This is a genomic window from Arthrobacter arabinosi, assembly GCF_054511115.1.
Map to the genome: position 1 here is coordinate 1 of NZ_JBTNDF010000005.1, position 23,538 is coordinate 23,538.

Genomic DNA, 23,538 nt, shown 5'->3' on the forward strand with positions numbered 1-23,538 from the left:
AACCAGCAAATTCAACCAATCAAAAAACAATCGGTATCAACAAACTTGGCACACTATTGAGTTCTCAAACAACAGGAGCTACCGGCACCAAACACGACCAAAACGCCGTATCCTCGCTCCGAAGCAACTTTTCAAGCCTACCCGCACCAACCCCACAACCGCAAATCTGCCGATTCCCGCTGTCCCCGCTCCCCGTCCCGATCCATACGGACAGGAGGTGAGCCTTGGTTCTGTGGTTGTCGGCCGACCAGATCACTTCGTCGGCGCGGATATAAACGATAGCACCGGTCCTGGACGGATGCAAAACAGCGGCGGACCCCCGCTCCGGGGGTCCGCCGCTGCCGTGGTGGTGCGGGTATCAGGAAGTAGCAGGCTTCAGGTACAGGACGCCGAGCGGCGGGACGCGTACGTCCCCGTACGCCGGCTGCCCGTTGTGCGCTCCCTCGCGGGCGGTCACCATGCCGGAGTTGCCGACACCGGAACCGCCGAACTCCTCGGAGTCGGTGTTGAGCACCTCTGTCCATTCCCCCGCCCAGGGCAGCCCGACGCGGAACCCTTCGTGGGGGCCGCCTGCGAAGTTCGCGATGCAGACGAGCGGGTTCCCCTGGTGGTCCCAGCGGATGAAGGACAGCGTGTTGTGCTCGCCGTCGTTCTCGTCGATCCACTGGAAACCGGCGGGCTCGTTGTCCCGGGCGTACAGCGCCGGCGTCTCGCGGTACACGGCATTCAGTGATCGGACGAGCTGCTGGACACCCTTGTGCGACGGGGTGTCGGTGAGCCACCAGTCGAGACTGTGGTGCTCGGCCCATTCGGCCTCCTGCCCGAACTCCGTGCCCATGAAGATCAGCTGCTTGCCCGGGTGCGCCCACTGGAAGGCGAGGTAGGCGCGGACGTTGGCGAGCTGCTGCCAACGGTCGCCGGGCATCTTGCGCAGGAGGGAACCCTTGCCGTGCACGACCTCGTCGTGGCTGATGGGCAGCATGAAGTTCTCCGTGTACGCGTACACCATGGAGAAGGTCGCCTTGCCGTGATGGTGCATCCGGTTGATGGGTTCCTCGGCGATGTACTCGAGGGTGTCGTGCATCCAGCCCATGTTCCACTTGATGCCGAACCCCAGGCCGCCCGCGCTGGTCGCCCTGGTGACGCCGTCGAACGCAGTCGATTCCTCGGCCACCATGACGATCCCCGGTGCCCGCTTGTAGGCGGTCGCGTTGACCTCCTGCAGGAACGAGATGGCCTCGAGGTTCTCCTGGCCGCCGAACTTGTTCGGACGCCACTGGCCTTCCTCCCTGGAGTAGTTCAGGTACAGCATCGACGCGACGGCGTCGACCCGGAGACCGTCGATGTGGAACTCCTCGAGCCAGTACAGGGCGTTCGCGACGAGGAAGTTGCGGACCTCCCGGCGCCCGAAGTCGAAGATCAGCGTCCCCCAGTCCCGGTGCTCGCCGAGGAACGGGTCGCCGTGCTCGTACAGGGTCCCGCCGTCGAAGTTGGCCAGCGCCCACGCATCCTTGGGGAAGTGCGCGGGGACCCAGTCCATGATGACGCCGATACCGGCCTGGTGGAGCTTGTCGACGAGGTACCTGAAGTCGTCGGGTGAGCCGAAACGGGAGGTCGGGGCGAAGTAGGAGGTGACCTGGTAGCCCCACGACCCGCCGAACGGGTGCTCGGCGACGGGCATGAGTTCCACGTGGGTGAAGCCCTGCCAGGAGACGTACTCCACGAGCTGCTCCGCGAGTTCCCGGTAGCTGAGGCCCTGGCGCCAGGACCCGAGGTGCACCTCGTAGACACTCATGGGCCCGTTGTGCGGATCGGTCGCGGCGCGCGCCGCCATCCACTCGTCGTCGCCGAAGACGTAGGTCGATTCGACGACCTTCGAACCGGTGAGCGGCGGGATCTCGGTGCCCCTCGCCATCGGGTCGGCCTTCTCACGCCACTGGCCGTCACTACCGAGGATCTGGAACTTGTAGCAGCTGCCGGCACCGGCCCCGGGGATGAAGATCTCCCAGATGCCGGTGCTGCCCAGCACGCGCATCGCGTTGACGCTGCCGTCCCAGCCGTTGAAATCACCCATGACGCGGACCGCCCGGGCGTTGGGAGCCCAGACCGCGAAGGACACGCCCTCGATGTCGCCGAGGACGGACGAGTAGTGGCGGACGTGCGCGCCCAGGGCGGTCCACAGCGTCTCGTGCCGTCCCTCACCGATGAGGTGCATGTCGATCTCGCCGAGGGTCGGCAGGAACCGGTACGGGTCGTCGACCGTGAGGGGGTCGCCGTCGTAGGTCACTTCGAGCCGGTAGTCGGGGACATGCCCCGGGTCCTCGGCCGGCAGGGCGCCGGCCCAGATGCCGTTGTGCTCGTGGGTCAGCTCCGTGCGTCCGCTGCGCGTCACGACGACGACCGACCGTGCGAGGCGACGCAGCGTCCGGATGGTCACGACGTCGTCGCTGGTCAGATGGGCGCCGAGCACCGCGTGTGGCTGGTGGTAGGAGCCCTCGGACACCTGCTGCAGCACCGACGGGTCGACGGCGACGGGGGTGAGGTCGGCGAGGGGCGTGACGTCGGTGGCTGCGGCCTTGGAGGAACCCTCCGCGCCCGAGGCTGCGTCCTTCGCCTTGGCGGCGATCTCCGTCGTCGCGCTCTTCGCCTTGTCGGCTACTGCCTTCGCGGTCTCCGTGACGGCCTTCGCTGCCTTGCCCGCGAGGGATTCCTTGCCTGCACCCTTGCCGGGCCCGGCCTTCTTGGGGGGATTCATGTCAGCTGCTTTCGTGGCGTCCGCGCCGGGCTGTGCACCCAGCGCGCGTCGGACATCCCGGACGGGCATCTCGACCCAGTCCGGTCTGTTGCGGATCTCGTAGACGACTTCGTACAGGGCCTTGTCGAGCCAGAGTGCCCGGAAGAGCGGACCGGCGGTGTCGACGGGTGCTCCCGATTCCTCCGCGTAGCCGGCGAGGAAGGCCTCGCGGGCGGCGTCGGACCACCGCTCCGTCTCGGCCGCCGCGGGCGAGCCCACGGGTGCGGCGCCACGGGACGCCGCGGCGTATTCGAGCGAACGGACCATGCCGACGACGTCGCGCACCGGGACGTCGGGGACGCTCCGCTCGGCGGTGGGCCGGAGGGGCTCCCCCTCGAAGTCGATGACGAGCCAGGTGCCGTCGGGCGCCTGGAGGATCTGCCCGAGGTGCAGGTCCGCGTGGATCCGCTGCAATGGTGGGATGTCCCCGAGCGTCTCCACGGCTTGGAGGATGGTCTCGACCTCCGCGCCGAGCGGCCCGACGGCGTCACCGGCTTCCTCCCAGGCCCAGCGGATGCGTGCCGTGAGGGCCTTCTTGAAGTCCTCCTGCTCGGCTTCGGTCGCCGTGCGGTGACCGAAGGCGGCGTCGAGCTGGCGGTGGATCCTCGCGACGGCGCGGCCGAGCCCCCGCGCCTCCGCGGTGAAATCGGCGGCGGTGGAGGCCGCGACGGACGCCGTGCGCCAGGCGTCGGTGCTGCCCTCCACGAAGTCGCGCAGCACGCTCACATGCCCTGTCACGTGCCGGCCCGGCTCAGCCCCGGCGTCCTGCCAGGTGCCGGTGACCCAGCCGAAGGTGTCCGGTGTGTCGGTGGAGCCGCCCGCGGTGAGCTGGGCGCTGATCTCGACGTCGGGGCTGTCGCCTGCGGCGAGTACCCGGAAGAACTTCACGATCATGGAGCCGGGGCCGGAGCCGTAGACCACGGAGGTGTTCGACTGCTCGCCCTGCAGGACCTTGACGGGCTGGGCGGCACCGGGCTCCTGGTGGGCGGGCGCCTTGATGACGACGCCGTTCAGGCGGCCGTCGGGCGTGCCGCCCGCGCCGAGCATGAAGTCCACCCAGAGACGCACGAAGTCGGCATCGTGCGTGGCGTCGTATGCCCACCGGGCGCCCAGGGCGGGGTGTTCGACCCGGCCGATCAGGCCGGCCCCGGCGTCGTCGAGCGGTTCGGCGCGGTAGCTGATCGGCACGCTGACGACGTCGGTGCGCCGCCCCGAATCGACGGCGAGGAAGTGCACCTCGAAGGCTGCGGCGCCGGCCGGGTCCTCGAGGACCGTGCCGCCGACGACCGTCAGGTCGACGGACTGCCCCCGCGCCGGGAACCACCGCTGGGTGGGAAGCCACTGCGTGAGGACCTCCGGGATGAACGGGGTGTGCGCCGCCGTCATCGGATCGCCTCCGGGACGGGGATGACCGGGATCGCCTGGGTGTTCGGTGAGGACGTGTTGGAACTGGCGGAGCGGATGCGGAGCCAGAAGAAGTCGTGACTGCCGAGCGTCAGGGTGACCTCTCCGTCCTCGCCGAACGCGGGGAAGACGGACCCTCCGAAGAGGTCCCGCAGACCGCGGCCCGCGAACTCTGGGAGGCGCATCCTCGCGGCGACCGGGTGCTGCGAGAGGTTGAAGACGCACAGGACGGACTCGGCCTGCTCGCCCTCGGCATTGCCCTCGGGGATCTCGCGAAGGAAGCCGAGTACGTGCTCGGACTCGACGGCGACATGGCGGTAGGAGCCCAGCCCGAACGCGGGGTGGGCCTTGCGCACTGCGAGCATCTGCCGCACCCAGTGGAGCAGTGAGCTCGACGTCGCCATCTGCGCTTCGACGTTCACGTGGTTGTAGTGGTAGACGAGTGACTGCACGACCGGCAGGTAGAGCTTTCCGGGATCCACCGGGGAGAAGCCCGCGTTGCGGTCGGGGTTCCACTGCATCGGCGTGCGTGATGCGTCGCGGTCCTCCAGCCAGATGTTGTCGCCCATGCCGATCTCGTCCCCGTAGTAGAGGAACGGGCTGCCCGGCAGGGACAGCAGGAGGGCGTGGATGAGTTCCACCTCGGCCCGGGAGTTGTCCAGCAGCGGGGACAGGCGGCGGCGGATACCGACGTTCGCCCGCATCCGCGGGTCGGGCGCGTACCAGCCGAGCATGGCCTCGCGTTCCTCGCTGGTGACCATCTCGAGCGTGAGCTCGTCATGGTTGCGGAGGAAGGTCCCCCACTGCGCTCCGGCCGGGATGTCGGGGGTGTCCCTCATCGTCTCGATGATCGGTGCGGCCTTCTGGTCGCGCAGCGCGTAGAAGAGCCGGGGCATGATCGGGAAGTGGAACGCCATGTGGCACTCGGCGCCGTCGCTGTCGCCGAAGTACTCGACGACCTCGTCCGGCATCTGGTTCGCCTCGGCGATGATCACGCGGCCCGGGTACGTCTCGTCGACCATCGCGCGGAGCCGTTTGAGGAACTCGTGCGTCTTCGGCAGGTTCTCGCAGTTGGTGCCCTCCTCCTCGAACAGGTAGGGGATGGCGTCGGCGCGGAAACCGTCGATGCCCTGGTCGAGCCAGAACTTCACGACGTCGAAGATGGCTTCCTGCACCTTGGGGTTCTCGAAGTTGAGGTCCGGCTGGTGGCTGAAGAACCGGTGCCAGAAGAACTGCCGGCGCACCGGATCGAACGTCCAGTTGGATTCCTCGGTGTCGACGAAGATGATGCGCGCGTCCTCGTACTTCTCGTCGGTGTCGCTCCAGACGTAGAAGTCCCCGTACGGCCCCTCGGGGTCGCGGCGCGATTCCTGGAACCAGTGGTGCTGGTCCGAGGTGTGGTTGACGGGCAGGTCGATGATGACCCGGACGCCGCGCGCGTGCGCCTCGGCGACGAGCCGCTTGAAGTCGCTGAGGGAGCCGAATTCGTCGAGGACGTCGTAGTAGTCCGAGATGTCGTAGCCGCCGTCGCGCAGCGGTGACTTGAAGAAGGGAGGCAGCCAGAGGCAGTCGACGCCGAGCCACTGCAGGTAGTCCAGTTTCTCGATCAGGCCGGAGAGGTCACCGGAGCCGTCCCCGTTCGCATCGGCGAAACCGCGGACCAGTGCCTCGTAGAAGACCGCTTTGCGGTACCAGAGGGGGTCGTGGGCCAGTCCAGGTGCATTGAGCTGGAAGGGGTAGGGCACTAGTGCTGCCTCCTGATTGAGAGAATGTGGGCCGGCTCGACGTGGGCGTCCAGCCGGACGTAGTTGTGCTCGCCCCAGGCGAAGGTCTGCCCGGTGATGAGGTCGTCGACGAGGAACGTACCGTTCCCGTCGAGGTCGGCCGCATCGACACCCAGCTTCGACAGGTCGAGCGAGACCGTGCTCTCCCGCGTGCTGTGGGGGTCGACGGTGACGACGACGATGATCGTGTCCTTGCCCCCCGCGGTCTCCTTGTGCTTGGCGAAGACCAGCGTGGCCGGGTCGGTACTGCTGTGGATGGTCAGGTTCTCGAGGTCCCCGAGCGCCGGGTGCGCACGTCGGATGGCGTTGAGCCTCGTGATGAACGGGGCGAGCGAGCGCCCCTCAGCCTCGGCGGCCGCGTAGTCCCGCGGGCGGTATTGGAACTTCTCGTTGTCGATGTACTCCTCGGCGCCCGGCCGGGCCACGTGTTCGAACAGCTCGTAGCCGGAGTAGACCCCCCACAGGGGACTCGCCATGGAGGCGAGCACGGCCCTGATCTTGAAGGCCGCCGGACCGCCGTACTGGAGGTACTCGGTGAGGATGTCCGGGGTGTTGACGAAGAAGTTGGGCCTGAAGTACGACGGCGAGACCTGGCTGATCTCCGTGAAGTACTCCTCGAGCTCCGTCTTGGTGTTGCGCCACGTGAAGTAGGAGTAGGACTGCTGGAACCCGGCGCGGCCCAGCGCGTGCATCATGGGCGGACGCGTGAACGCCTCGGCCAGGAAGATGACGTCGGGGTGCTTCCTGTTGACCCTGGCGATGAGCCACTCCCAGAATTGCACGGGCTTGGTGTGCGGGTTGTCCACACGGAAGATCTTCACGCCGTGCTGGACCCACATGAGGACGATCCGCAGGATCTCCTTCGACAGACCGGCGGGATCGTTGTCGAAGTTGATGGGGTAGATGTCCTGGTACTTCTTCGGGGGGTTCTCGGCGTAGGCGATGGAGCCGTCGACGCGCGTGGTGAACCACTCGGGGTGCGACTCGACCCAGGGGTGGTCGGGTGCGGCCTGCAGCGCGAGGTCCAGCGCGATCTCGAGACCGAGCTCGTTGGCGCGTGCGACGAAAGCGTCGAAGTCCTCGAAGGTGCCGAGGTCCGGGTGGATGGCGTCATGCCCGCCTTCCGCGGAGCCGATCGCCCAGGGCGAGCCGGGGTCGCCGGGGCCGGCCGTGAGGGTGTTGTTCGGGCCCTTGCGGTGCGTGTGGCCGATCGGGTGGATGGGCGGCAGGTAGACGACGTCGAAGTTCATGGCGGCCACGGCGTCGAGGCGCTTCGTGGCCTCCTGGAACGTGCCGGAGGTCCACTGTGCCGTCTCGGGGTCGTACGTGGCGCCTTCCGACCGCGGGAAGAACTCGTACCAGGCGGCGCGGCCGGCGAGTTCCCGCTCCACGTGGATCGGGTACGCCCGTGAGGCGGTGACCAGCGAGCGGATGGGCTGGCGGGCGATCGCCTCGTGGACCTGGGGTGACAGGCCCGCGGCGAGCCGCTCCTCGACGGTCGCGGAGGTGTCGGCGAGTGCCTGGGCGGCGCGGCGGAAGAGGGCGGCGTCGCGCGCGTTGCGCTCCCCCGCGGCGCGGGTGAAGAGGGCTGCGCCCTCCATCAGCATCAGCTCGACGTCGACGCCGGCCGCGATCTTGATGGTCGCGTCGTGCTCCCACGTCCCGTAGACGTCGGACCAGCCTTCGATGGTGAAGGTGTGGAGGCCCTTCGTGCGGGGGGTGAGCGTGCCGGCCCAGCGGTCCAGCCCCGCGCCGACCGGTGTCATGCGGACACGCTGCACCTCCTTGCCGCGGGCGTCGTACAGGACCGCCGATACACCGAGCTGGTCATGTCCTTCCCTGAAGACGGTGGCGCCCACGGCGATGTCCGAGCCGGGGATCGCCTTGGCAGGGAACCGTCCGTCCTCGACGACGGGACTGACCGCGGTGATGGGGATGCGGCCGAACCGCAGTCCTTCGGGATAAGGGGCATTTCGGTTCTGGTCGGTTGTGGTGGTCACCCGTACGACGTTAGCGAGTAATGGGCTGAATTGCTAAGGGAGCTTTGCGTAACATCGGCGCCGATAACACATCGAGCAAGCGTTTACGCAACGGTTCCGCCACACCGCTCGGCAAGTGCGCTAGCGTGATCGGGGTGAAGGCAATCCGCAGATTTACCGTCCGAACCGTCCTCCCCGAGAAGATCGCACCGCTCGGCAAACTCGCGGGCAACCTGCGCTGGTCGTGGCATCTTCCGACCTCGCGCCTGTTCGAGGAGATCGACCGCGCGGCCTGGGAGGAGAGCGGCCATGATCCGGTGTCCTTCCTCGGCTCGGTGACGCGCGAGAAGCTCGAGCAACTCGCCGGCGACACGAAGCTGGTCCAGCGCATCCAGGAACTGGGCGCGGACCTCGACGACTACCTCACCCAGCCGCGCTGGTACCAGGGGCTCGGCGACGACGCCCCCCGCAGCATCGCCTACTTCTCCCCCGAGTACGGCATCAGTGCCGTGCTCCCCCAGTACTCGGGCGGCCTCGGCATCCTGGCGGGCGACCACCTGAAGTCCGCCTCCGATCTCGGCGTCCCGCTGATCGGCGTCGGTCTCCTCTACCAGTCCGGATACTTCAAGCAGTCCCTCTCGCGTGACGCCTGGCAGCAGGAGACCTACCCCGTCCTCGACCCGGACGGCCTGCCCCTCACCCTGCTCCGCGAGCCGGACGGCTCGGCCGCGAAGGTGGTGCTGCCGCTACCCAACGGCCGGCAGCTCTCCGCGCACATCTGGCGTGCCGACGTCGGGCGCGTCCCCCTCCTCCTCCTGGACTCCAACGTCCCGGGCAACGACGAGGCGGCCCGCAACGTCACCGACCGCCTCTACGGCGGGGGCGGTGACCAGCGGCTGCAGCAGGAACTGCTCCTCGGCATGGGCGGCGTGAAGGCGCTGCGTATCTTCGAGCGCCTCACCGGCACACCGGCCCCCGAGGTGTTCCACACCAACGAGGGCCACGCCGGCTTCCTCGGCATCGAGCGCATCCGGGAGCTCATGGACCCCTCGAACGAGTCCCCCATGAGCTGGGAGGAAGCGCTCACCGCAGGCCGGGCCTCGACCGTCTTCACCACGCACACCCCGGTCCCGGCCGGCATCGACAGGTTCGACCGCGCGCAGGTCGAGCACTTCTTCCACGCGGGCCTCGCACCGGCCGTCCCCACGGACCGCGTCCTGGCCCTCGGCGCCGAGAACTACGACGACGGCGACCGCACGAAGTTCAACATGGCCGTCATGGGCCTCCGTCTCGCACAGCGCGCCAACGGTGTGGCCAAGCTGCACGGTGAGGTGTCACGTGGCATGTTCTCGGGTCTCTGGCCGGGATTCGACACCCAGGAGGTGCCGATCACGTCGGTCACCAACGGCGTGCACGTGCCGAGCTGGGTCGACCCGCAGATCGCGGACTTCGCCCGCGCACACTTCGGTGCCGAGTCCGTCCTCGACCCGCAGTGGGGCAAGGTGTACGACGTGCCCGACAGCGACGTCTGGGAGCTGCGCCGCAACCTCCGGTCCAACCTGGTGGACGACGTGCGCCAGCGCCTGCGCTCGTCGTGGAAGAAGCGCGGTGCGGCCGACGCCGCACTGAGCTGGACGGACTCCGTGCTGGACCCGGACGTCCTGACGATCGGCTTCGCCCGCCGCGTGCCGACCTACAAGCGCCTGACCCTCATGCTGCGTGACCCGGCCCGCCTGAAGGCCCTGCTGCTGCACCCTGAACACCCCATCCAGCTGGTGATCGCCGGCAAGTCGCATCCTGCGGACGAACAGGGCAAGCGGATGATCCAGGACCTGGTCCGTTTCACCGACGACCCCGAGGTCCGCCACCGCATCGTGTTCCTGCCCAACTACGACATCGCGATGGCCCGCACCCTGTTCCCCGGCTGCGACGTCTGGCTGAACAACCCGCTGCGTCCGCTCGAGGCCTGCGGTACGTCCGGCATGAAGGCCGCGATCAACGGCGGCCTCAACCTGTCCGTCCTCGACGGCTGGTGGGACGAGATGTACGACGGCGACAACGGGTGGGCGATCCCGACCGCGAACAACGGCGCCTCCGCCGACGAGCGGGACGACATCGAGGCGGCCGCCCTGTACGACCTCCTCGAGACGCAGGTCGCTCCGCGCTTCTACTCGCAGGTGCCGGCCGAGGGAGCCGGGGCCGCCGGCCCGTCGGAACCCTCGCGCGACGGCGTCCCGCACCAGTGGATCGCGATGATCAAGCACACCATGGCGACGCTCGGTCCTGCCGTCTCCGCCGAGCGCATGCTGCAGGACTACGTGGAGAAGCTGTACCGCCCGGCGTGGCGCGCCGGCCATGCGGCATCGGCCGACAACTTCTCGCTCGCCAAGAGGACCGCCGCGTGGCGTTCCCGGGTGCAGGGCAGCTGGCCGGCCGTCCAGGTGGAGCATGTCGATTCCACCGGCGTCACGGAGGACCCGCAGATCGGTGACTCGCTGACCGTCGACGCCTACGTGTCCCTCGGAGGGCTCGACCCGGACGACGTCGCGGTCGAGGTCGCCTACGGCCGTGCCCTCGAGACCGATGAGCTGAGCGACGTCACCGTCCAGGACCTGGAGGTCGCCGAGAATCTCGGCAGTGGCCGCTACCTGTTCAGGGGCGGCATCAGGATCGACCACTCCGGTTCCTTCGGCTACACGGTGCGGGTGCTGCCGAGGCACGCAACGCTCGTCACGAAGGCGGAACTGGGTCTCGTCGTCAACGCCTGACCCGCGGCCGCCCCACGCAGGACGCGACGAAGCCCGGGACCCGATGGTCCCGGGCTTCGTGCTGTTCGGGCGGTGCCTGGAGCGGTGTCAGCAGGAGTAGATACGGACCGAGTCGGCGGCGACGGTGTCGGCGTCGCCGGACCACAGCCGTACGCGGGCGGGCGTCGGCTCGCGGGAGGCGGAATCGAAGATCCGACTGAACCAGCGCAGCTGGTCCTGTTCGATCCCCTGCCCCTGCAGGATCCAGGCCGAGGGCAGGTGGATGCGGGTGTCCTCGAGCGAGCCGTTGATCACGACGAGCCCGTTGACGGTGCCGCCCGCCGAACCGAGGATCAGCTGCACGGTCCTGGTCCGCGGGTCCTCCCATTCCTGTGCGGTCATCGGGAGTCCGGCGGCGTTGAACCACAGCAGGGTCGACTGGTCGCCACGGGACGGGAAGGACGGCGGCTGCTGCGCGAGGAACGCGCGTCGGATCGCCAGCAGCGTGCGTGTCGATTCGAGCAGGCGCCGGGACGCGGCGTCGTCGGGCCAGTGCACCCAGGCGAGCTCGTTGTCCTGGCAGTAGGCGTTGTTGTTCCCGGCCTGGGTGCGTCCGAACTCGTCGCCTGCGGTGAGCATCGGGACGCCCAGCGAGATGAGCAGCGAGGCCATCATGTTGCGTGCACTGCGCTCGCGGGACGCGAGGATCGCCTCGTCCTCCGTGCGGCCCTCCGCACCGTGGTTGTAGCTGCGGTTGTCGTTGTGGCCGTCGCGGTTGTTCTCGCCGTTGGCCTCGTTGTGCTTGCGCTCGTACGCCGTCAGGTCCGCGAGCGTGAAGCCGTCGTGGGCGGTGACGAAATTGACGGAGGCGAGGGCGCTGCGGCCGGATGGTGCGAAGGTCTCCGCCGAGCCTGCCAGGCAGCCCGCCAGGCGGGCGGGCGAGGACCCGGTGCCGCCATGGGCGAGGGACGCGACGTCGCGGAGCCAGAAATCGCGCACCGTGTCGCGGAAGCCGTCGTTCCAGTCGGCCCAGCCCGGGGGGAACCGGCCGGTCTGCCAGCCGTGCGGGCCGATGTCCCACGGCTCGGCGATGAGCTTCGTGCCGCGGAGGGACTTGGACGCGCCGGCTGCGACGAGGAAGGGGTGCCGCGACGTGAAGGCGTTGCGCTCGTCGCGGGACAGCGTGACGGCGAGGTCGAACCGGAATCCGTCGACCTGGCATTCCTCCACCCAGTAGCGCAGCGAGTCCAGCGCGAACTCGACGACCCGGGGCTGGGAGAAGTCCAGGCTGTTGCCGCAGCCGGTCGTGTCCACGTAGTGCCCGGCGTGGTCGTGCCGGTAGTAGTCGAGATCTCCCAGCCCGCGCCAGCAGAGGTCCGGCCGATGCTGCTCACCCTCCGCCGTGTGGTTGTACACGACGTCGAGGATCACCTCGAGCCCGGCCTCGTGGAGCGCGCGGACCATGCCCTTGAACTCGTCGAGCACGGCGGCGGGCCCTGCGGCCCGTGCGGCGGCCGTCGCGTAGTCGGTGTGCGCCGAGAAGAACCCGAGGGTGTTGTACCCCCAGTAATTGCTGAGGCCCAAAGGTTCGAGGTGCGGCTCGTCGAGGTGGAAGTGGATGGGCAGGAGCTCGACGGCGGTCACTCCGAGGTCGCGGAGATACCCCACCATGACCGGATGCCCCAGCCCCGCGTACGTGCCGCGCAGTTCCTCGGGGATGTCCGGGTGGAGTTTCGTGAGGCCCTTGACGTGGGCCTCGTAGATGACGGTGTCCCGCCACGGGGTGTGGGGCCGCTCGCTCGCACCCCAGTCGAAGGCGTGCTCGAGGAACACGGAGTAGTAGGAACGCGACGTCGGCTCGTCCGCTCCGGGTGGCGTGTCGACGACCTCGATCGCACGGGAGTAGGGATCGAGGAGCAGCTGTGCCTCGCCGACCGTCCCCGGCAGCTCCTTGCCCGTGGGCCAGAAGGCGTAGAGCGCACCCGGCGACACCGGACCGACGACGCCGTGGTGGACGCCGCCGTCGAGTCCTACCAGCGTCTCCGAGGTCCACGAGCCGTCGGCGCGGCGCCAGTGCACGTCGATCGACGGGATGGCCGGGGCCCACACCGCGGCGTTGGCGTGGGAGTCCCGCCCCCAGGAGCCGGTGATGGCGTGGAGCCCGAGCGGGAAGTCACGGGAGGGGCGGGGCGACGGTGCGGGATCGACCATCGCCGGTCAGGCGGAGCGCTGGCGGGAGACCTCGTACAGCGTGATCCCCACCGCCATCGATGCGTTGAGCGATTCCATGGCGGAGTCGATCGGGATGGATACGATCTGGTCGCAGTTCTCGCGCACGAGGCGGGAGAGGCCCTTGCCCTCGGAGCCCACGACGATGCAGATCGGGTCGCGGCCGAGGGACAGCTCCGGGAGGGAGACGTCACCGTCGCCGTCGAGCCCGAGGACGAAGATGCCCTTGGCCTTGAAGGATTTCAGGGCCGAGTTCAGGTTGCCGACGCGGGCGACCGGGACGCGCACCGCGGCACCCGCGCTGGTCTTCCACGCCGACGCCGTCACGCCGACCGCGCGCCGTTCGGGAACGATGACGCCGTGGCTGCTGAAGGCCGACGCCGAGCGGATGATCGCGCCGAGGTTGCGGGGGTCGGTGATGCCGTCCAGGGCGACGAAGAGAGGGGCGTTGCCGATGTGCCCGCGCCGGTACCGCTCGATGGTCTCGTCGACGAGGTCCAGTGCGTCCGCGTACTCGTAGGGCGGGATCTGCAGCATGAGGCCCTGGTGCACGGCGCCGTCGGTCATCCGGTCCAGTTCGGGCTTGCCGGTCTCCATGACGGGGATCCCACGCTCGGCCGCCATCTTCAGGGAATCGCGGACGCGGTCGTCCATCTCGACGCGGATGGCGACATGCAGCGCCTTCGCAGGGATACCCGCGCGGAGCGCCTCGACGACCGAGTTGCGGCCGGTGACGACCTCCTCGGCCGCCTTGCCCTTCGTGCGGCCGGTGCCGGCGCTCTTGCCGCCGGCCCGCTTCGCCGCCGAGCGCTCGGCCAGCTCCTTGTTCTTGAACGACTTGTGGTACGGGCGGTCCTCCGCCTTCGGCGTGGGGCCCTTGCCCTCGAGCGACTTGCGGCCGTGTCCGCCGGTGCCGATGGTGGGGCCCTTTTTCGTTTTGCGAACCGCGCCTGGACGTCCGTGACTGGCCATGGGAGAACACCTTTGAATAGAAGAAGAGTGGACTCCAGTTTACGCGGAGCGCGTCCACTGCCTCAGCACGCATCGTGTGGCCGTCTTCCGGCCGGCGCGCGGCGCTCTCCCGACCGTGACGCGGAGGCACGCCGGCGGCGTCGGGTGGCGCCTCGCTAGCCCCCCGATAGTGACCAGGTGACGCCGTCGGCGGAGTCCTCGAGCGTGATGCCCGCGGCGGCCAGCGCGTCGCGGATGCCGTCCGCCCTCGCCCAGTCCCGTGCGCTGCGTGCGGCACTCCGTTCGGCGATGCGGTCGCCGACGAGGACGTCGAGGGCCGTGGCCGACGCGCTGTCGCGGATCGTGACCGGGGCTCCGGCGTCGTCGAGTCCGAGTACGCCCGTCATGGCGACGACGGCGGCGAGGCACGCGCGTACGGCGTCGTCGTCGCCCTCGGCGAGGTGGGTGTTGCCGCTGCGCACCGTGGTGTGGAGCACCGCGAGGGCCTGGGGCACATTGAGGTCGTCGTCCATGGCATCGGCGAAGGCCGCGGGCAGGTCCGCTGCGGAGATCGCGTGGCCCGGGGCACCGACCCGCGCGGACGCCTTCGCGATGAAACCGTCGATGCGGGATACGGCAGCGGCCGCCTCCTGCAGCGACGTCTCACGGTAGTCGAGTACCGAGCGGTAGTGCGCCTGGCCGAGGTAGTAGCGCACCACGCGGGGACCGGCGGCGTCGATCATCTCCTGCGGGCTGACGGTGTTGCCGATCGACTTCGACATCTTCTCGCCGCCGTAGGTGACCATGCCGTTGTGCATCCAGAAGCGGGCGAACGCATGGCCGGCCGCCTGGGACTGCGCCATCTCGTTCTCGTGGTGCGGGAAACGCAGGTCCAGCCCTCCGCCGTGGATGTCGAACTCCGTGCCGAGGTACTTGGTCACCATGCTCGAGCACTCCAGGTGCCAGCCGGGGCGGCCTGCACCCCACGGGCTGGACCAGGACGCCGTGGGCGGGTCGGACTCCTTGGAGCCCTTCCACAGCGCGAAGTCCCGCGGATCCTTCTTGCCCCGCGGGTCGGCGTCGGGCGCGGCCTGCATGTCGTCGATGTCCTGCCGCGTCAGGCTGCCGTAGGCCGGCCAGGAGCGGACGTCGAAGTAGACATCGCCCGAGCCGTCCGGCGCCGGATAGGCGTGACCGCGGTCGATGAGGCGCTGGATGAGGGCGTGCATCTCGGGGATGTGTCCCGTGGCCCGTGGCTCATAGGTGGGAGGCCGCACCCCGAGTGTGGCATACGCCCCACGGAACTCCTGCTCGAAGCGGTAGGCCAGCGCCCACCACTCCTCCTCGGGCTTCAGGGACGCGTCCTCGTCCGTGGCCCCCGGGCGGAAGGAGTCCTGGGACCGGGCGAGGATCTTGTCGTCGATGTCGGTGACGTTCCGGACGACGGTGACGCGCAGGCCGCGCGCTTCGAGCCACCGCGTGAGCTGGTCGAAGGCGATGGCGGACCGCACATGGCCCACGTGGGGCATGCCCTGCACCGTGGCGCCGCAGTAGTACAGACTCACCCTGCCCGGTTCGAGGGGTTCGAAGCGGCGCACCTCGGCGCGGGCGGTGTCATAGAATCGCAGGCTCACCGGTCCAGATTACCCGGCGGCTTCAGCCTTCCGGGCCGGACGGCGTCGGGCTTCAGCCTTCCGGGCCGGACGGCGTCGGGCGGGCCCCGGCCCGGACGACGACGGCGGTGGCGATCGCCGCGACGCCCTCTCCCCTGCCCGTGAGGCCGAGCCCATCGGTCGTGGTGGCCGAGATGCTCACGGGGGCCTGGGCGGCATCGGACAGCACGGCCTCGGCTTCGGCCCGGCGCGGTCCGAGCTTCGGCCGGTTGCCGATGAGCTGGACGGCGATGTTGCCGATGTCGAACCCGGCCGCCCTCACGATCTCCGCGGCCGCCGACAGCAGGGTGTGGCCCGGGGCGCCGGCGTACTCGGGGCGATCCGTTCCGAAATGCGTCCCGAGATCGCCGACGCCGGCGGCCGAGAAGAGGGCGTCGGCTGCGGCGTGGGCCACCACGTCGCCGTCGGAGTGACCCGACAGTCCGCGCTCGCCCTCCCACAGCAGGCCGGCGAGCCAGAGCGGGGCCGGTGCGGCCCCGGTCCCGGGCTCCGGCTTCGTCGCGGGCTCCGGCTTCGTCGCGGGCTCCGGGACGTACGCGTGGACGTCGACGCCGATACCGGTGCGGGGAAGGTGGAGGTGCTCACTCAGGTACACGGCTGCTCCTGCTGATGGTCGGGACGATGCCCGACGCGGCCGGTGCATCCTCGGCTGGTCCGGACGGGTGCGGCCCGCCCTCCGACGGTCCGACCGGGTTCGGTCGGCTCGTGGCGGGTCCGGCCAGGTCCGTTCGCTCCCGGACCGGTCCGGCCGATTCCGGCGGGTCCCCGACGGGCCCGGGGTTCGATTCGTTCCCGGGGCCGGCTGGGCTCACCTCGTGCGGGCATACCCGGACGCCGGGCGTTCCGAGGACCGGGCGCTCTGCGAGGACCGCCTCCGCGATGATGAGGTCGAGGGGCGTCGTGACCTTGAATGCCAGGGGGTCTCCCTCGACCACACGGACAGCGTGGCCCAGAGCTTCCATGAGCATGGCGTCGTCGGTGACACCCGGGTGCGCCGCCGCGGTTCCGGCGTGGGCCGCACGAAGCGCACCGGCGTCGAAACCCTGCGGGGTCTGCACAGCCCTCAGTCCTGCACGATCAGGCGTCGCGGTGACAAGGTCGCCGTCGACGACCTTGACCGTGTCGACCACGGGCAGCACCGGGATGACTGCGGGCGCCCCTTCCGCGACGGCGGTGGCGACGCGGCGGAAGACGGCAGGGGGCGTGAGGGCCCGCGCGGCGTCGTGGACCAGGACGACGTCGATCGTCGAGGGCAGGGCGTCGAGCCCGGCGCGCACCGACGCCGTGCGGGTGGGGCCTCCTGCGACGGCCGAGATCCGGACCGGAGCGTGCATCCCTGCGGCTGCACTCGGCGTCGCGCCGGAGCCGCCCGTCGCCGCCACGGCATTGCTTCCGCCAGCGGGTCGGCCGACGGGTTCGTCCACGGCACCGGCTGCGGGTCGGGCGATGCTTCCGGCAGCGCTGCGGGCGGCCGCTTCCGCGACGACGACGGCCAGGACGTCGTCGTCCTCCGGGAGGACCGCGACGACGGCGGTGGCGACGCCGGACAGCAGGACGGACTCGATCGCGTGGTCGAGGAGGGTGCGTCCGCCGCAAAGGACGCGCGCCTTGGGGATGCCGCGGCCGAGGCGCTGCCCCGAACCGGCGGCGACGATGACGATGCCGACCTCGACCGGGGCTGGGCGCTGGGAACTCATCTCGGACATTCCGTCACCCTATGGCAGTGCGACAAAAAAGAGGGACCCGGAGGTCCCTCTTCCTTGTTGGACCGCCTCCTAGGAGGCGAGTACCTCGTCGAGAACGCTTGCAGCCTTCTCCTCGTCGGTCTTCTCGGCCAGTGCGAGCTCGGAGATCAGTATCTGCCGCGCCTTGGCGAGCATCCTCTTCTCCCCGGCCGACAGACCGCGATCATGATCGCGGCGCCAGAGGTCACGGACCACCTCGGCGACCTTGATGACATCGCCGGAGGCGAGCTTCTCGAGGTTCGCCTTGTAGCGACGCGACCAGTTGGTGGGCTCTTCCGTGAATTCGGCGCGCAGGACGTCGAACACATGCTCGAGGCCCTCCTTGCCCACCACGTCGCGGACCCCTACCAGGTCAACGTTCTCTGCTGGTACCTCAATGGTCAGATCACCCTGTGCCACCTTGAGCTTGAGATACATCTTCTCTTCGCCCTTGACGACGCGCATCTTGATCTCTTCGATCTTCGCCGCGCCGTGGTGAGGGTAAACAACTGTTTCGCCGACCTCAAAAACCATGTGGACTTTCCCCTTTCCCGGGAATCAGTTTATCACGGCAACGACACGCCGACCCGCGCGTTTTCGCAGGTCAGAGGCCCGAATCAAGCCCAAGTGACTATCATTCGCCTCTTGACGGACCCAGGATTAGGTGATCCAGCCGCCGAGGCGGGGCCGGAAGCGACACCACGATCGGGCGGCGTTGCCGATAGTCTGTCCTGTAGGTCCCCTCCCGGATTACGTCCTGTCCCGCCTGTTGAACCCCAGGAGTTTGTGCTGTGAATTTCGCACCGAAGAACCGAGTGCAGCTGTCCGTTGCTGCCGGCGCCGTGCTGGTCATGCTGGGCGTCTCCGGCTGCAGCTTCACCTCGGAGCAGTCGACGACGACGCAGTACGCCGCCTCGGACGGCATCGTGAAGGACGTCGGGCCTGTCCTGCTGCGCAACATCCTGATCGTGGGCAGCGACGGCGAGAGCTCAGGGCGGCTCGTCGGCACGGTGTTCAACACGAGTGATCAGCCCGTGGACCTGTCCATCCGGGCGGGTGGCGCGGAAACCAGGATCACCGTCGATGGAGAGGGTGAGTTCAGGTTCGAGGACGAGACCGAGGACGACAGCACCCTCGAGGGGCTGGACGACGCTCCTGGTTCGCTGATCGACGTCGACTTCGGGGTCGACGGCGAGGAGGCGACCTTCCAGGTACCCGTGCTCGACGGAACCCTCGCCGAGTACCGCGAATTCGTACCCGGCGGCTTCACCCCGCGTCCGAGCGAGCCTGCAGCGACCGAAGAGGCAGCCGAGGGCGAGTAGCCCTCCCCGACATGACGCTGCCCCCGCCCGATCGATCGGGCGGGGGCAGCGTCATGTCGGCGGGTTGTGGGCCGGGAGAGCCTGGACTCAGGGCTCGAACTTGTAGCCGAGCCCTCGCACCGTGATGAGGTAGCGGGGGTTCGAGGGATCGGGCTCCACCTTGCCGCGCAGCCGCTTCACATGGACGTCGAGGGTCTTTGTATCCCCCACGTAGTCGGAGCCCCAGACCCGATCGATCAGCTGTCCGCGCGTCAGCACCCTGCCCGAATTCCTGAGCAGCATCTCGAGCAGCTCGAACTCCTTCAGCGGGAGCGCCACCTGGTCGCCGGCGACGCTCACCACGTGGCGTTCGATGTCCATGCGGACCGGCCCCGCCTGGACGGTGTTCGAGATGAGTTCCTCGGGTTCGGCCTGGCGTCGCAGTACCGCGCGGACACGGGCCACGAGCTCACGCGAGGAATACGGCTTGGTCACGTAGTCGTCCGCGCCGAGTTCCAGCCCCACCACCTTGTCGATCTCGGCATCCTTGGCCGTCAGCATGATGACCGGGACGCTGGAACGCTGGCGGAGCTGCCGGCAGACCTCGGTACCGGGCAGTCCGGGCAGCTGGAGGTCGAGCAGCACGAGGTCCGCGCCCGAGCGGTCGAACTCGACGAGGGCATCGAGGCCGTTGTCCACGACGGACACCTCGTAGCCTTCCTTGCCGAGGAGATAGGACAGCGGGTCGCTGAACGACTCCTCGTCCTCAACGATCAGAATACGGCTCAAGCCTTGACTCCCTGTTCCTGGGCAGCGCTGCTGCCCTTCTTCCCTGACTTCCGTTCGACCGACTGCACGGCGCCGTCGACCACGCCGCTCGATGCGGGACCGTCCGACGCGACGTCGTCGTCGACCGTGCGCTCCATCTCGGGCAGCCTGACCGTGAACGTACTGCCCTGCCCGGGCTGCGACCAGACGGTGACCTCGCCGCCGTGGTTGGACACCACGTGCTTGACGATGCTGAGACCGAGGCCCGTGCCGCCGGTCTGTCGGGACCGGGCGGCGTCGATCCGGTAGAAGCGCTCGAAGACGCGTTCCTGCTCCTCCGGCGTGATGCCCACGCCCTGGTCGGTGACCGAGACCTGCACGAGGCCGTCACGCGACCGTATCCCGACACCGACCCGCGTGCCCTCGGGCGAATAGCGGATGGCGTTGTCGATGAGGTTGCGGAAGGCCGTCATCAGGAGGTCGCGGTCGCCGTGCACGGGCGCGGAGGCCGACCCGCCGACGACGATGTCGATCTGCTTGCTCTCGGCGGGAAGCTTGTTGCGGTCGACCGCCTCGGCGACGACGGAGTCGATGTCCACCGGCTTGCCGCGGCGCACGACGTCGGCCCCCTGGAGGCGGGAGAGCTCGATGATGTCCTGCACGAGTGCGGACAGCCTGCCGGATTCCTTGTGCATCCGCTGGGCGAAGCGGCGGACCGCCACCTCGTCCTCTGCGGCGTCGTCGATGGCCTCGGCGAGGAGGGAGATCGCACCGACGGGCGTCTTCAGCTCATGGGACACGTTCGCGACGAAGTCGTTGCGGATCTCCTCGGTGCGGGTGATCTCGGTGCGGTCGTCCGCGAGGATGAGGATGTACTCGGCGCCGAGTGCTGCGATGCGGACCTGGACCACGATCATGCCCTGGCCGAGGGGCCCGCGCGGGAGTTCGAGCTGCTGCTGCTCGATCACGCCGTCGCGCCGGACGCGTGCGGTCAGGTCCAGGAGCTCGGAATGGACCAGGGTATGTCCGCGGACGAGGCCGAACGCGTAGGCGGCCGGACTGGCCCGGACGACGCCGTCGATGGCGTCCACGATCACGTATGCCCTGCCGATGATGGAGAGGACCTCAGCGGCGCCGTCGGGCAGGGACGGCTCGTCCTCGTCGAGGAGCCGGAGCCGCTGCGTCTCGCTCGCACGGAACGCCGCCATGCCGATCACGCCGAGGGCGAGGCCTACCAGCCCGGCCGCGAGCGTCAGGAGAAGGGGGTCCACGGACCTAGCTTATGCTCTGGCGTTTCCAGCCCCACCCGATCCGGTGGCAATAGGCAGGGGGTTCAACTAACGTTCACACAAAGCGGAGAAACAGTTCACCGCTGGCTGGAAGGGTCGTCGGCAGAACTGTGGGAACGGTTCGAATCGAAACTTCCAGGGAAGGACGCCCACGTGCGTAAGGTTTTTCAGGCCGAGCTCCACCAGATCGGCGAGGAGCTCATCGAGATCTCGCGGCTGGTGACGGAAGCCATACAGAAGGCCAACAGTGCTTTCCAGGGTGCCGACACGGAGCTCGCTCAGGAAGTGATCGCCGCCGACGCACGTATCGATTTCCTGCAGAACTCCCTCGACGAGCGGGCTATCGACATCCTCGCCCTCCAAGGGCCGGTGGCATCCGATCTCCGCATGATCGTGGGCGCGCTGCGGATGAGTGCGTCGCTCGAGCGGATGGGCGATCTCGCCCGCCATGTGGCCCAGCTCGCCCGGCTGCGCTTCCCCGAGAACGTGATCCCGGAAAGTATCCGCGCGACGTTCGACGAACTCGCGGAACTCGACGTGCAGATCGCGATGAAGGTCAAGGAGCTCCTCGAGACGCGCAACCTCGACCTGAGCAACGAGATCAGTGCCGCCAACGCGCGGGTGAACGAGCTCCACGCGAGTGTCTTCAAGGCCGTTGCGGCCGAGGGCTGGACCGAGAGTGCACCCACCACGGTGGACGTCACCCTTGCGAGCCGCTACTACGAACGCTTCGCGGATCACGGCGTCTCGGTGGCCCGGAAGGTCACCTATCTCGTCACGGGAGAGTGGCACCCCGTCGCGCCGCTGATCTGACCTACCGACACGACAGGACGACGGCGGCCCCGCAGGGACCGCCGTCGTTCTGTCGGTGCGGGTGTGCGACTAGTGCTTGCCCTGGTTCGCGACGGCCTCGATCGCGGCGGCGGCGGCGTCGGCGTCCAGGTAGGTGCCACCCGCCTTGACGGGCTTGAGGTCCTCGTCCAGCTCGTACACGAGGGGGATGCCCGTGGGGATGTTCAGTGCGGCGATGTCCTTGTCGCTGATGCCGTCGAGGTGCTTGACGAGGGCGCGGAGCGAGTTGCCGTGGGCGGCGATGAGGACGGTCTTGCCGGCCCTGATGTCCGCTGTGATGTCCGATTCCCAGTACGGCAGGAAGCGCTCGAGGACGTCCTTGAGGCACTCGGTGCGCGGCACGGCGTCGCCGAGGTCGGCGTAGCGCGGATCGTCGGCCTGCGAGAACTCGCTGGCGTCGTCGAGCGGGGGCGGCGGGGTGTCGTAGGACCGGCGCCACTCCATGAACTGCTGCTCGCCGTACTCGGCGAGGGTCTGGGCCTTGTCCTTGCCCTGCAGCGCTCCGTAGTGGCGTTCGTTGAGGCGCCAGTTCCGCTTGACGTCGATCCAGCTGCGGTCCGCTGCCTCGAGGGCGAGGTTGGCGGTGATGATCGCGCGCTTCTGCCGGGACGTGTACACGATGTCCGGAAGGATGCCGGCTTCCGTCAGGAGGTGACCGCCGCGGATCGCTTCCTCGCGTCCCTTCTCGGTGAGGTCGACGTCCACCCACCCGGTGAAGAGGTTCTTCTCGTTCCATTCGCTCTGGCCATGGCGCAGCAGGATCAGTGTGTAGGTCATGGGTCCTAGTCTGCCGTATCGCCCTGCGGCGGGTCATACCGGAACGCCGGAGGACAGCCGGGTGGCTGCAGCACCGGGGTCCGGCCGCCCGGCGCGGCGGCCCTCCCGCTGTGCCCTAGTGTTGATGGGTGCCTTCGCGATCCCGTCCCCCCAAGCCTCTGGGGACCATCACCCGCGGCACCACCAACCCGAACCGCCTGCGCCGCGTCGATCGCTGGCTCGCCGGATCCCACGGCTCGCGCCTGCGTCGGGCCGCCGACCCGCTCGTGGTCGACCTCGGCTATGGAGCGGCTCCCGTCACCGCCGTCGAACTGTTCACCCGCCTGCGGTCGGTCCGCGACGACGTCGAGGTGGTGGGCATGGAGATCGATCCGGCGCGGGTGGCGGGCGCAGAACCGCTGACACGCCCTGGCCTCAGCTTCCGGCAGGGCGGTTTCGAGTTGCCGCTCGCGGGCCGGCGCCCCGTCGTCGTGCGCGCATTCAATGTGCTGCGGCAGTACGACGAGGACGAGTACGGGGCGTACTGGGACGAGGTCCGTGGGCGGCTGGCTCCGGATGGGCTGCTCATCGACGGGACCTGTGACGAGATCGGACGGCGCTCCACCTGGGCTGCCGTCGCGCCGGCGGGACCGGTGTCGCTCAGCATCTCGCTGCGGTTCGGTGCGTTCAGCCTCCCGTCCGATGTGGCGGAGAGGCTGCCCAAGGCGTTGATCCACCGGAACGTGGAGGGCGAGCGGGTGCACGGTTACCTGCAGGCGCTGGACCGGGCATGGCTCGATGCCGCTGCCCTTGCATCCTTCGGCAACCAGCAGCGGTGGGTGGCGACGTGTGCGGCGATGAAGGCCGCCGGCTGGCCGCTGCACGACGGTCCTTCACGCTGGCGCCTCGGTGAGGTCACCGTGGGCTGGGACGCTGTCGCTCCGCGGTGAGAGTGCTACCAGGGGCCGTAGGGACCCTGGCTCCCGCCTCGGCCCGAGGTCTGACTGACGGCAGGCTTGACGTCGGCGAGGTACACACAGGCCGCGATGATCGCGACCAACTGGAAGAGGTTGAAGCCACCCCGGCTGCTCAGCGCGGACAGCAGGCCGACGACGACCGCTCCCCCTGTGAGCGCCAGCCAGAAGCCCTTGGTCCGCTTGAAGGCGGCTTCGAAGGCCGTACCTGGACGGCGCACGCAGTCGGAGAGGGCCCACAACTCGATACCGAGGGCCACGACGCCGAGGGCGAGGTACAGGTAGTACTGGATTGCGTAAACGAGAGCCACAG

17 protein-coding genes are annotated in these 23,538 nt (G+C 68.8%); 4 read left to right on the forward strand and 13 right to left on the reverse strand.

Annotation, left to right across the window (positions count from 1 at the left end):
• Positions 1-358: 358 nt before the first annotated feature.
• Genes glgB through ACX80P_RS13015 form a run of 3 tightly spaced genes read right to left on the reverse strand, consistent with a single transcriptional unit; the run spans position 359 to position 7,982 of the window.
• Positions 359-4,180 (reverse strand): 1,4-alpha-glucan branching protein GlgB, encoded by a 3,822-nt coding sequence (gene glgB, locus ACX80P_RS13005; RefSeq protein WP_459278533.1) that lies wholly within the window; start codon positions 4,178-4,180, stop codon positions 359-361.
• Positions 4,177-5,943, reverse strand: coding sequence for a maltose alpha-D-glucosyltransferase (treS, locus tag ACX80P_RS13010; protein WP_459278534.1), 1,767 nt, complete (start codon positions 5,941-5,943; stop codon positions 4,177-4,179). The genes glgB and treS overlap by 4 nt, the downstream gene beginning before the upstream one ends.
• The gene (locus ACX80P_RS13015; RefSeq protein ID WP_459278535.1) at positions 5,943-7,982 is read right to left on the reverse strand and encodes an alpha-1,4-glucan--maltose-1-phosphate maltosyltransferase; all 2,040 of its coding nucleotides are present in this window, start codon (positions 7,980-7,982) and stop codon (positions 5,943-5,945) included. Before ACX80P_RS13015 ends, treS begins: the two co-directional genes overlap by 1 nt.
• Positions 7,983-8,116: 134 nt before the next feature.
• Here ACX80P_RS13015 and glgP point away from each other — a divergent pair, with 134 nt between their 5' ends.
• Positions 8,117-10,729 (forward strand): alpha-glucan family phosphorylase, encoded by a 2,613-nt coding sequence (gene glgP / locus ACX80P_RS13020; protein ID WP_459278536.1) that lies wholly within the window; start codon positions 8,117-8,119, stop codon positions 10,727-10,729.
• Positions 10,730-10,816: 87 nt separating this feature from the next.
• Here the strand turns inward: glgP and glgX are convergent, their stop codons facing one another.
• The 6 genes from glgX to ACX80P_RS13050 all read right to left on the reverse strand — a co-directional run bounded on the left by glgX (position 10,817) and on the right by ACX80P_RS13050 (position 17,819).
• Entirely contained in the window at positions 10,817-12,919 is a 2,103-nt protein-coding gene (glgX, locus tag ACX80P_RS13025) for a glycogen debranching protein GlgX (protein WP_459278537.1), read from the reverse strand.
• 6 nt (positions 12,920-12,925) lie between these two features.
• Positions 12,926-13,909, reverse strand: a complete 984-nt coding sequence (rlmB, locus tag ACX80P_RS13030; RefSeq protein ID WP_459278538.1) for a 23S rRNA (guanosine(2251)-2'-O)-methyltransferase RlmB — start codon at positions 13,907-13,909, stop codon at positions 12,926-12,928.
• 155 nt (positions 13,910-14,064) lie between these two features.
• Positions 14,065-15,522, reverse strand: coding sequence for a cysteine--tRNA ligase (gene cysS / locus ACX80P_RS13035; RefSeq protein ID WP_459278539.1), 1,458 nt, complete (start codon positions 15,520-15,522; stop codon positions 14,065-14,067).
• Between the two features lie 52 nt (positions 15,523-15,574).
• Entirely contained in the window at positions 15,575-16,156 is a 582-nt protein-coding gene (ispF, locus tag ACX80P_RS13040) for a 2-C-methyl-D-erythritol 2,4-cyclodiphosphate synthase (RefSeq protein WP_459278540.1), read from the reverse strand.
• Positions 16,143-17,267, reverse strand: coding sequence for an IspD/TarI family cytidylyltransferase (locus ACX80P_RS13045; RefSeq protein ID WP_459278541.1), 1,125 nt, complete (start codon positions 17,265-17,267; stop codon positions 16,143-16,145). Before ACX80P_RS13045 ends, ispF begins: the two co-directional genes overlap by 14 nt.
• A 69-nt stretch (positions 17,268-17,336) precedes the next feature.
• Complete coding sequence (locus tag ACX80P_RS13050; RefSeq protein ID WP_043443336.1) at positions 17,337-17,819, reverse strand: CarD family transcriptional regulator; 483 nt, start codon at positions 17,817-17,819, stop codon at positions 17,337-17,339.
• 257 nt (positions 17,820-18,076) lie between these two features.
• Here ACX80P_RS13050 and ACX80P_RS13055 point away from each other — a divergent pair, with 257 nt between their 5' ends.
• Positions 18,077-18,607 carry a hypothetical protein gene (locus tag ACX80P_RS13055; RefSeq protein WP_459278542.1) on the forward strand — a complete coding sequence of 177 codons (531 nt, stop codon included), beginning with the start codon at positions 18,077-18,079 and terminating at the stop codon, positions 18,605-18,607.
• A gap of 87 nt (positions 18,608-18,694) precedes the next feature.
• Here ACX80P_RS13055 and ACX80P_RS13060 read toward each other — a convergent pair whose 3' ends face one another.
• On the reverse strand, positions 18,695-19,375 hold the full coding sequence (locus tag ACX80P_RS13060; protein WP_459278543.1) for a winged helix-turn-helix domain-containing protein: 681 nt from the start codon (positions 19,373-19,375) through the stop codon (positions 18,695-18,697).
• On the reverse strand, positions 19,372-20,625 hold the full coding sequence (locus ACX80P_RS13065) for a sensor histidine kinase (protein ID WP_459278544.1): 1,254 nt from the start codon (positions 20,623-20,625) through the stop codon (positions 19,372-19,374). The genes ACX80P_RS13060 and ACX80P_RS13065 overlap by 4 nt, the downstream gene beginning before the upstream one ends.
• A gap of 171 nt (positions 20,626-20,796) precedes the next feature.
• Here ACX80P_RS13065 and phoU point away from each other — a divergent pair, with 171 nt between their 5' ends.
• On the forward strand, positions 20,797-21,456 hold the full coding sequence (gene phoU / locus ACX80P_RS13070) for a phosphate signaling complex protein PhoU (protein WP_459278545.1): 660 nt from the start codon (positions 20,797-20,799) through the stop codon (positions 21,454-21,456).
• Positions 21,457-21,525: 69 nt separating this feature from the next.
• Here phoU and ACX80P_RS13075 read toward each other — a convergent pair whose 3' ends face one another.
• A complete protein-coding gene (locus tag ACX80P_RS13075) occupies positions 21,526-22,272 on the reverse strand; it encodes a phosphoglyceromutase (protein ID WP_459278546.1) in 747 nt (248 codons plus the stop codon).
• A 128-nt stretch (positions 22,273-22,400) separates the two neighbouring features.
• Here ACX80P_RS13075 and ACX80P_RS13080 point away from each other — a divergent pair, with 128 nt between their 5' ends.
• On the forward strand, positions 22,401-23,201 hold the full coding sequence (locus tag ACX80P_RS13080; RefSeq protein ID WP_459278547.1) for a class I SAM-dependent methyltransferase: 801 nt from the start codon (positions 22,401-22,403) through the stop codon (positions 23,199-23,201).
• A 5-nt stretch (positions 23,202-23,206) separates the two neighbouring features.
• Here ACX80P_RS13080 and ACX80P_RS13085 read toward each other — a convergent pair whose 3' ends face one another.
• Positions 23,207-23,536 carry a DUF2516 family protein gene (locus ACX80P_RS13085; RefSeq protein ID WP_459278548.1) on the reverse strand — a complete coding sequence of 110 codons (330 nt, stop codon included), beginning with the start codon at positions 23,534-23,536 and terminating at the stop codon, positions 23,207-23,209.
• Positions 23,537-23,538: the final 2 nt, after the last annotated feature.

Coding starts and splice junctions, on each gene's coding strand:
- glgB (WP_459278533.1), bottom strand. CDS start 4,180: ATGACGGCGGCGCACACCCCGTTCATCCCGGAGGTCCTCACGCAGTGG.
- glgX (WP_459278537.1), bottom strand. CDS start 12,919: ATGGTCGATCCCGCACCGTCGCCCCGCCCCTCCCGTGACTTCCCGCTC.
- rlmB (WP_459278538.1), bottom strand. CDS start 13,909: ATGGCCAGTCACGGACGTCCAGGCGCGGTTCGCAAAACGAAAAAGGGC.
- ACX80P_RS13045 (WP_459278541.1), bottom strand. CDS start 17,267: ATGTCCGAGATGAGTTCCCAGCGCCCAGCCCCGGTCGAGGTCGGCATC.
- ACX80P_RS13050 (WP_043443336.1), bottom strand. CDS start 17,819: ATGGTTTTTGAGGTCGGCGAAACAGTTGTTTACCCTCACCACGGCGCG.
- ACX80P_RS13075 (WP_459278546.1), bottom strand. CDS start 22,272: ATGACCTACACACTGATCCTGCTGCGCCATGGCCAGAGCGAATGGAAC.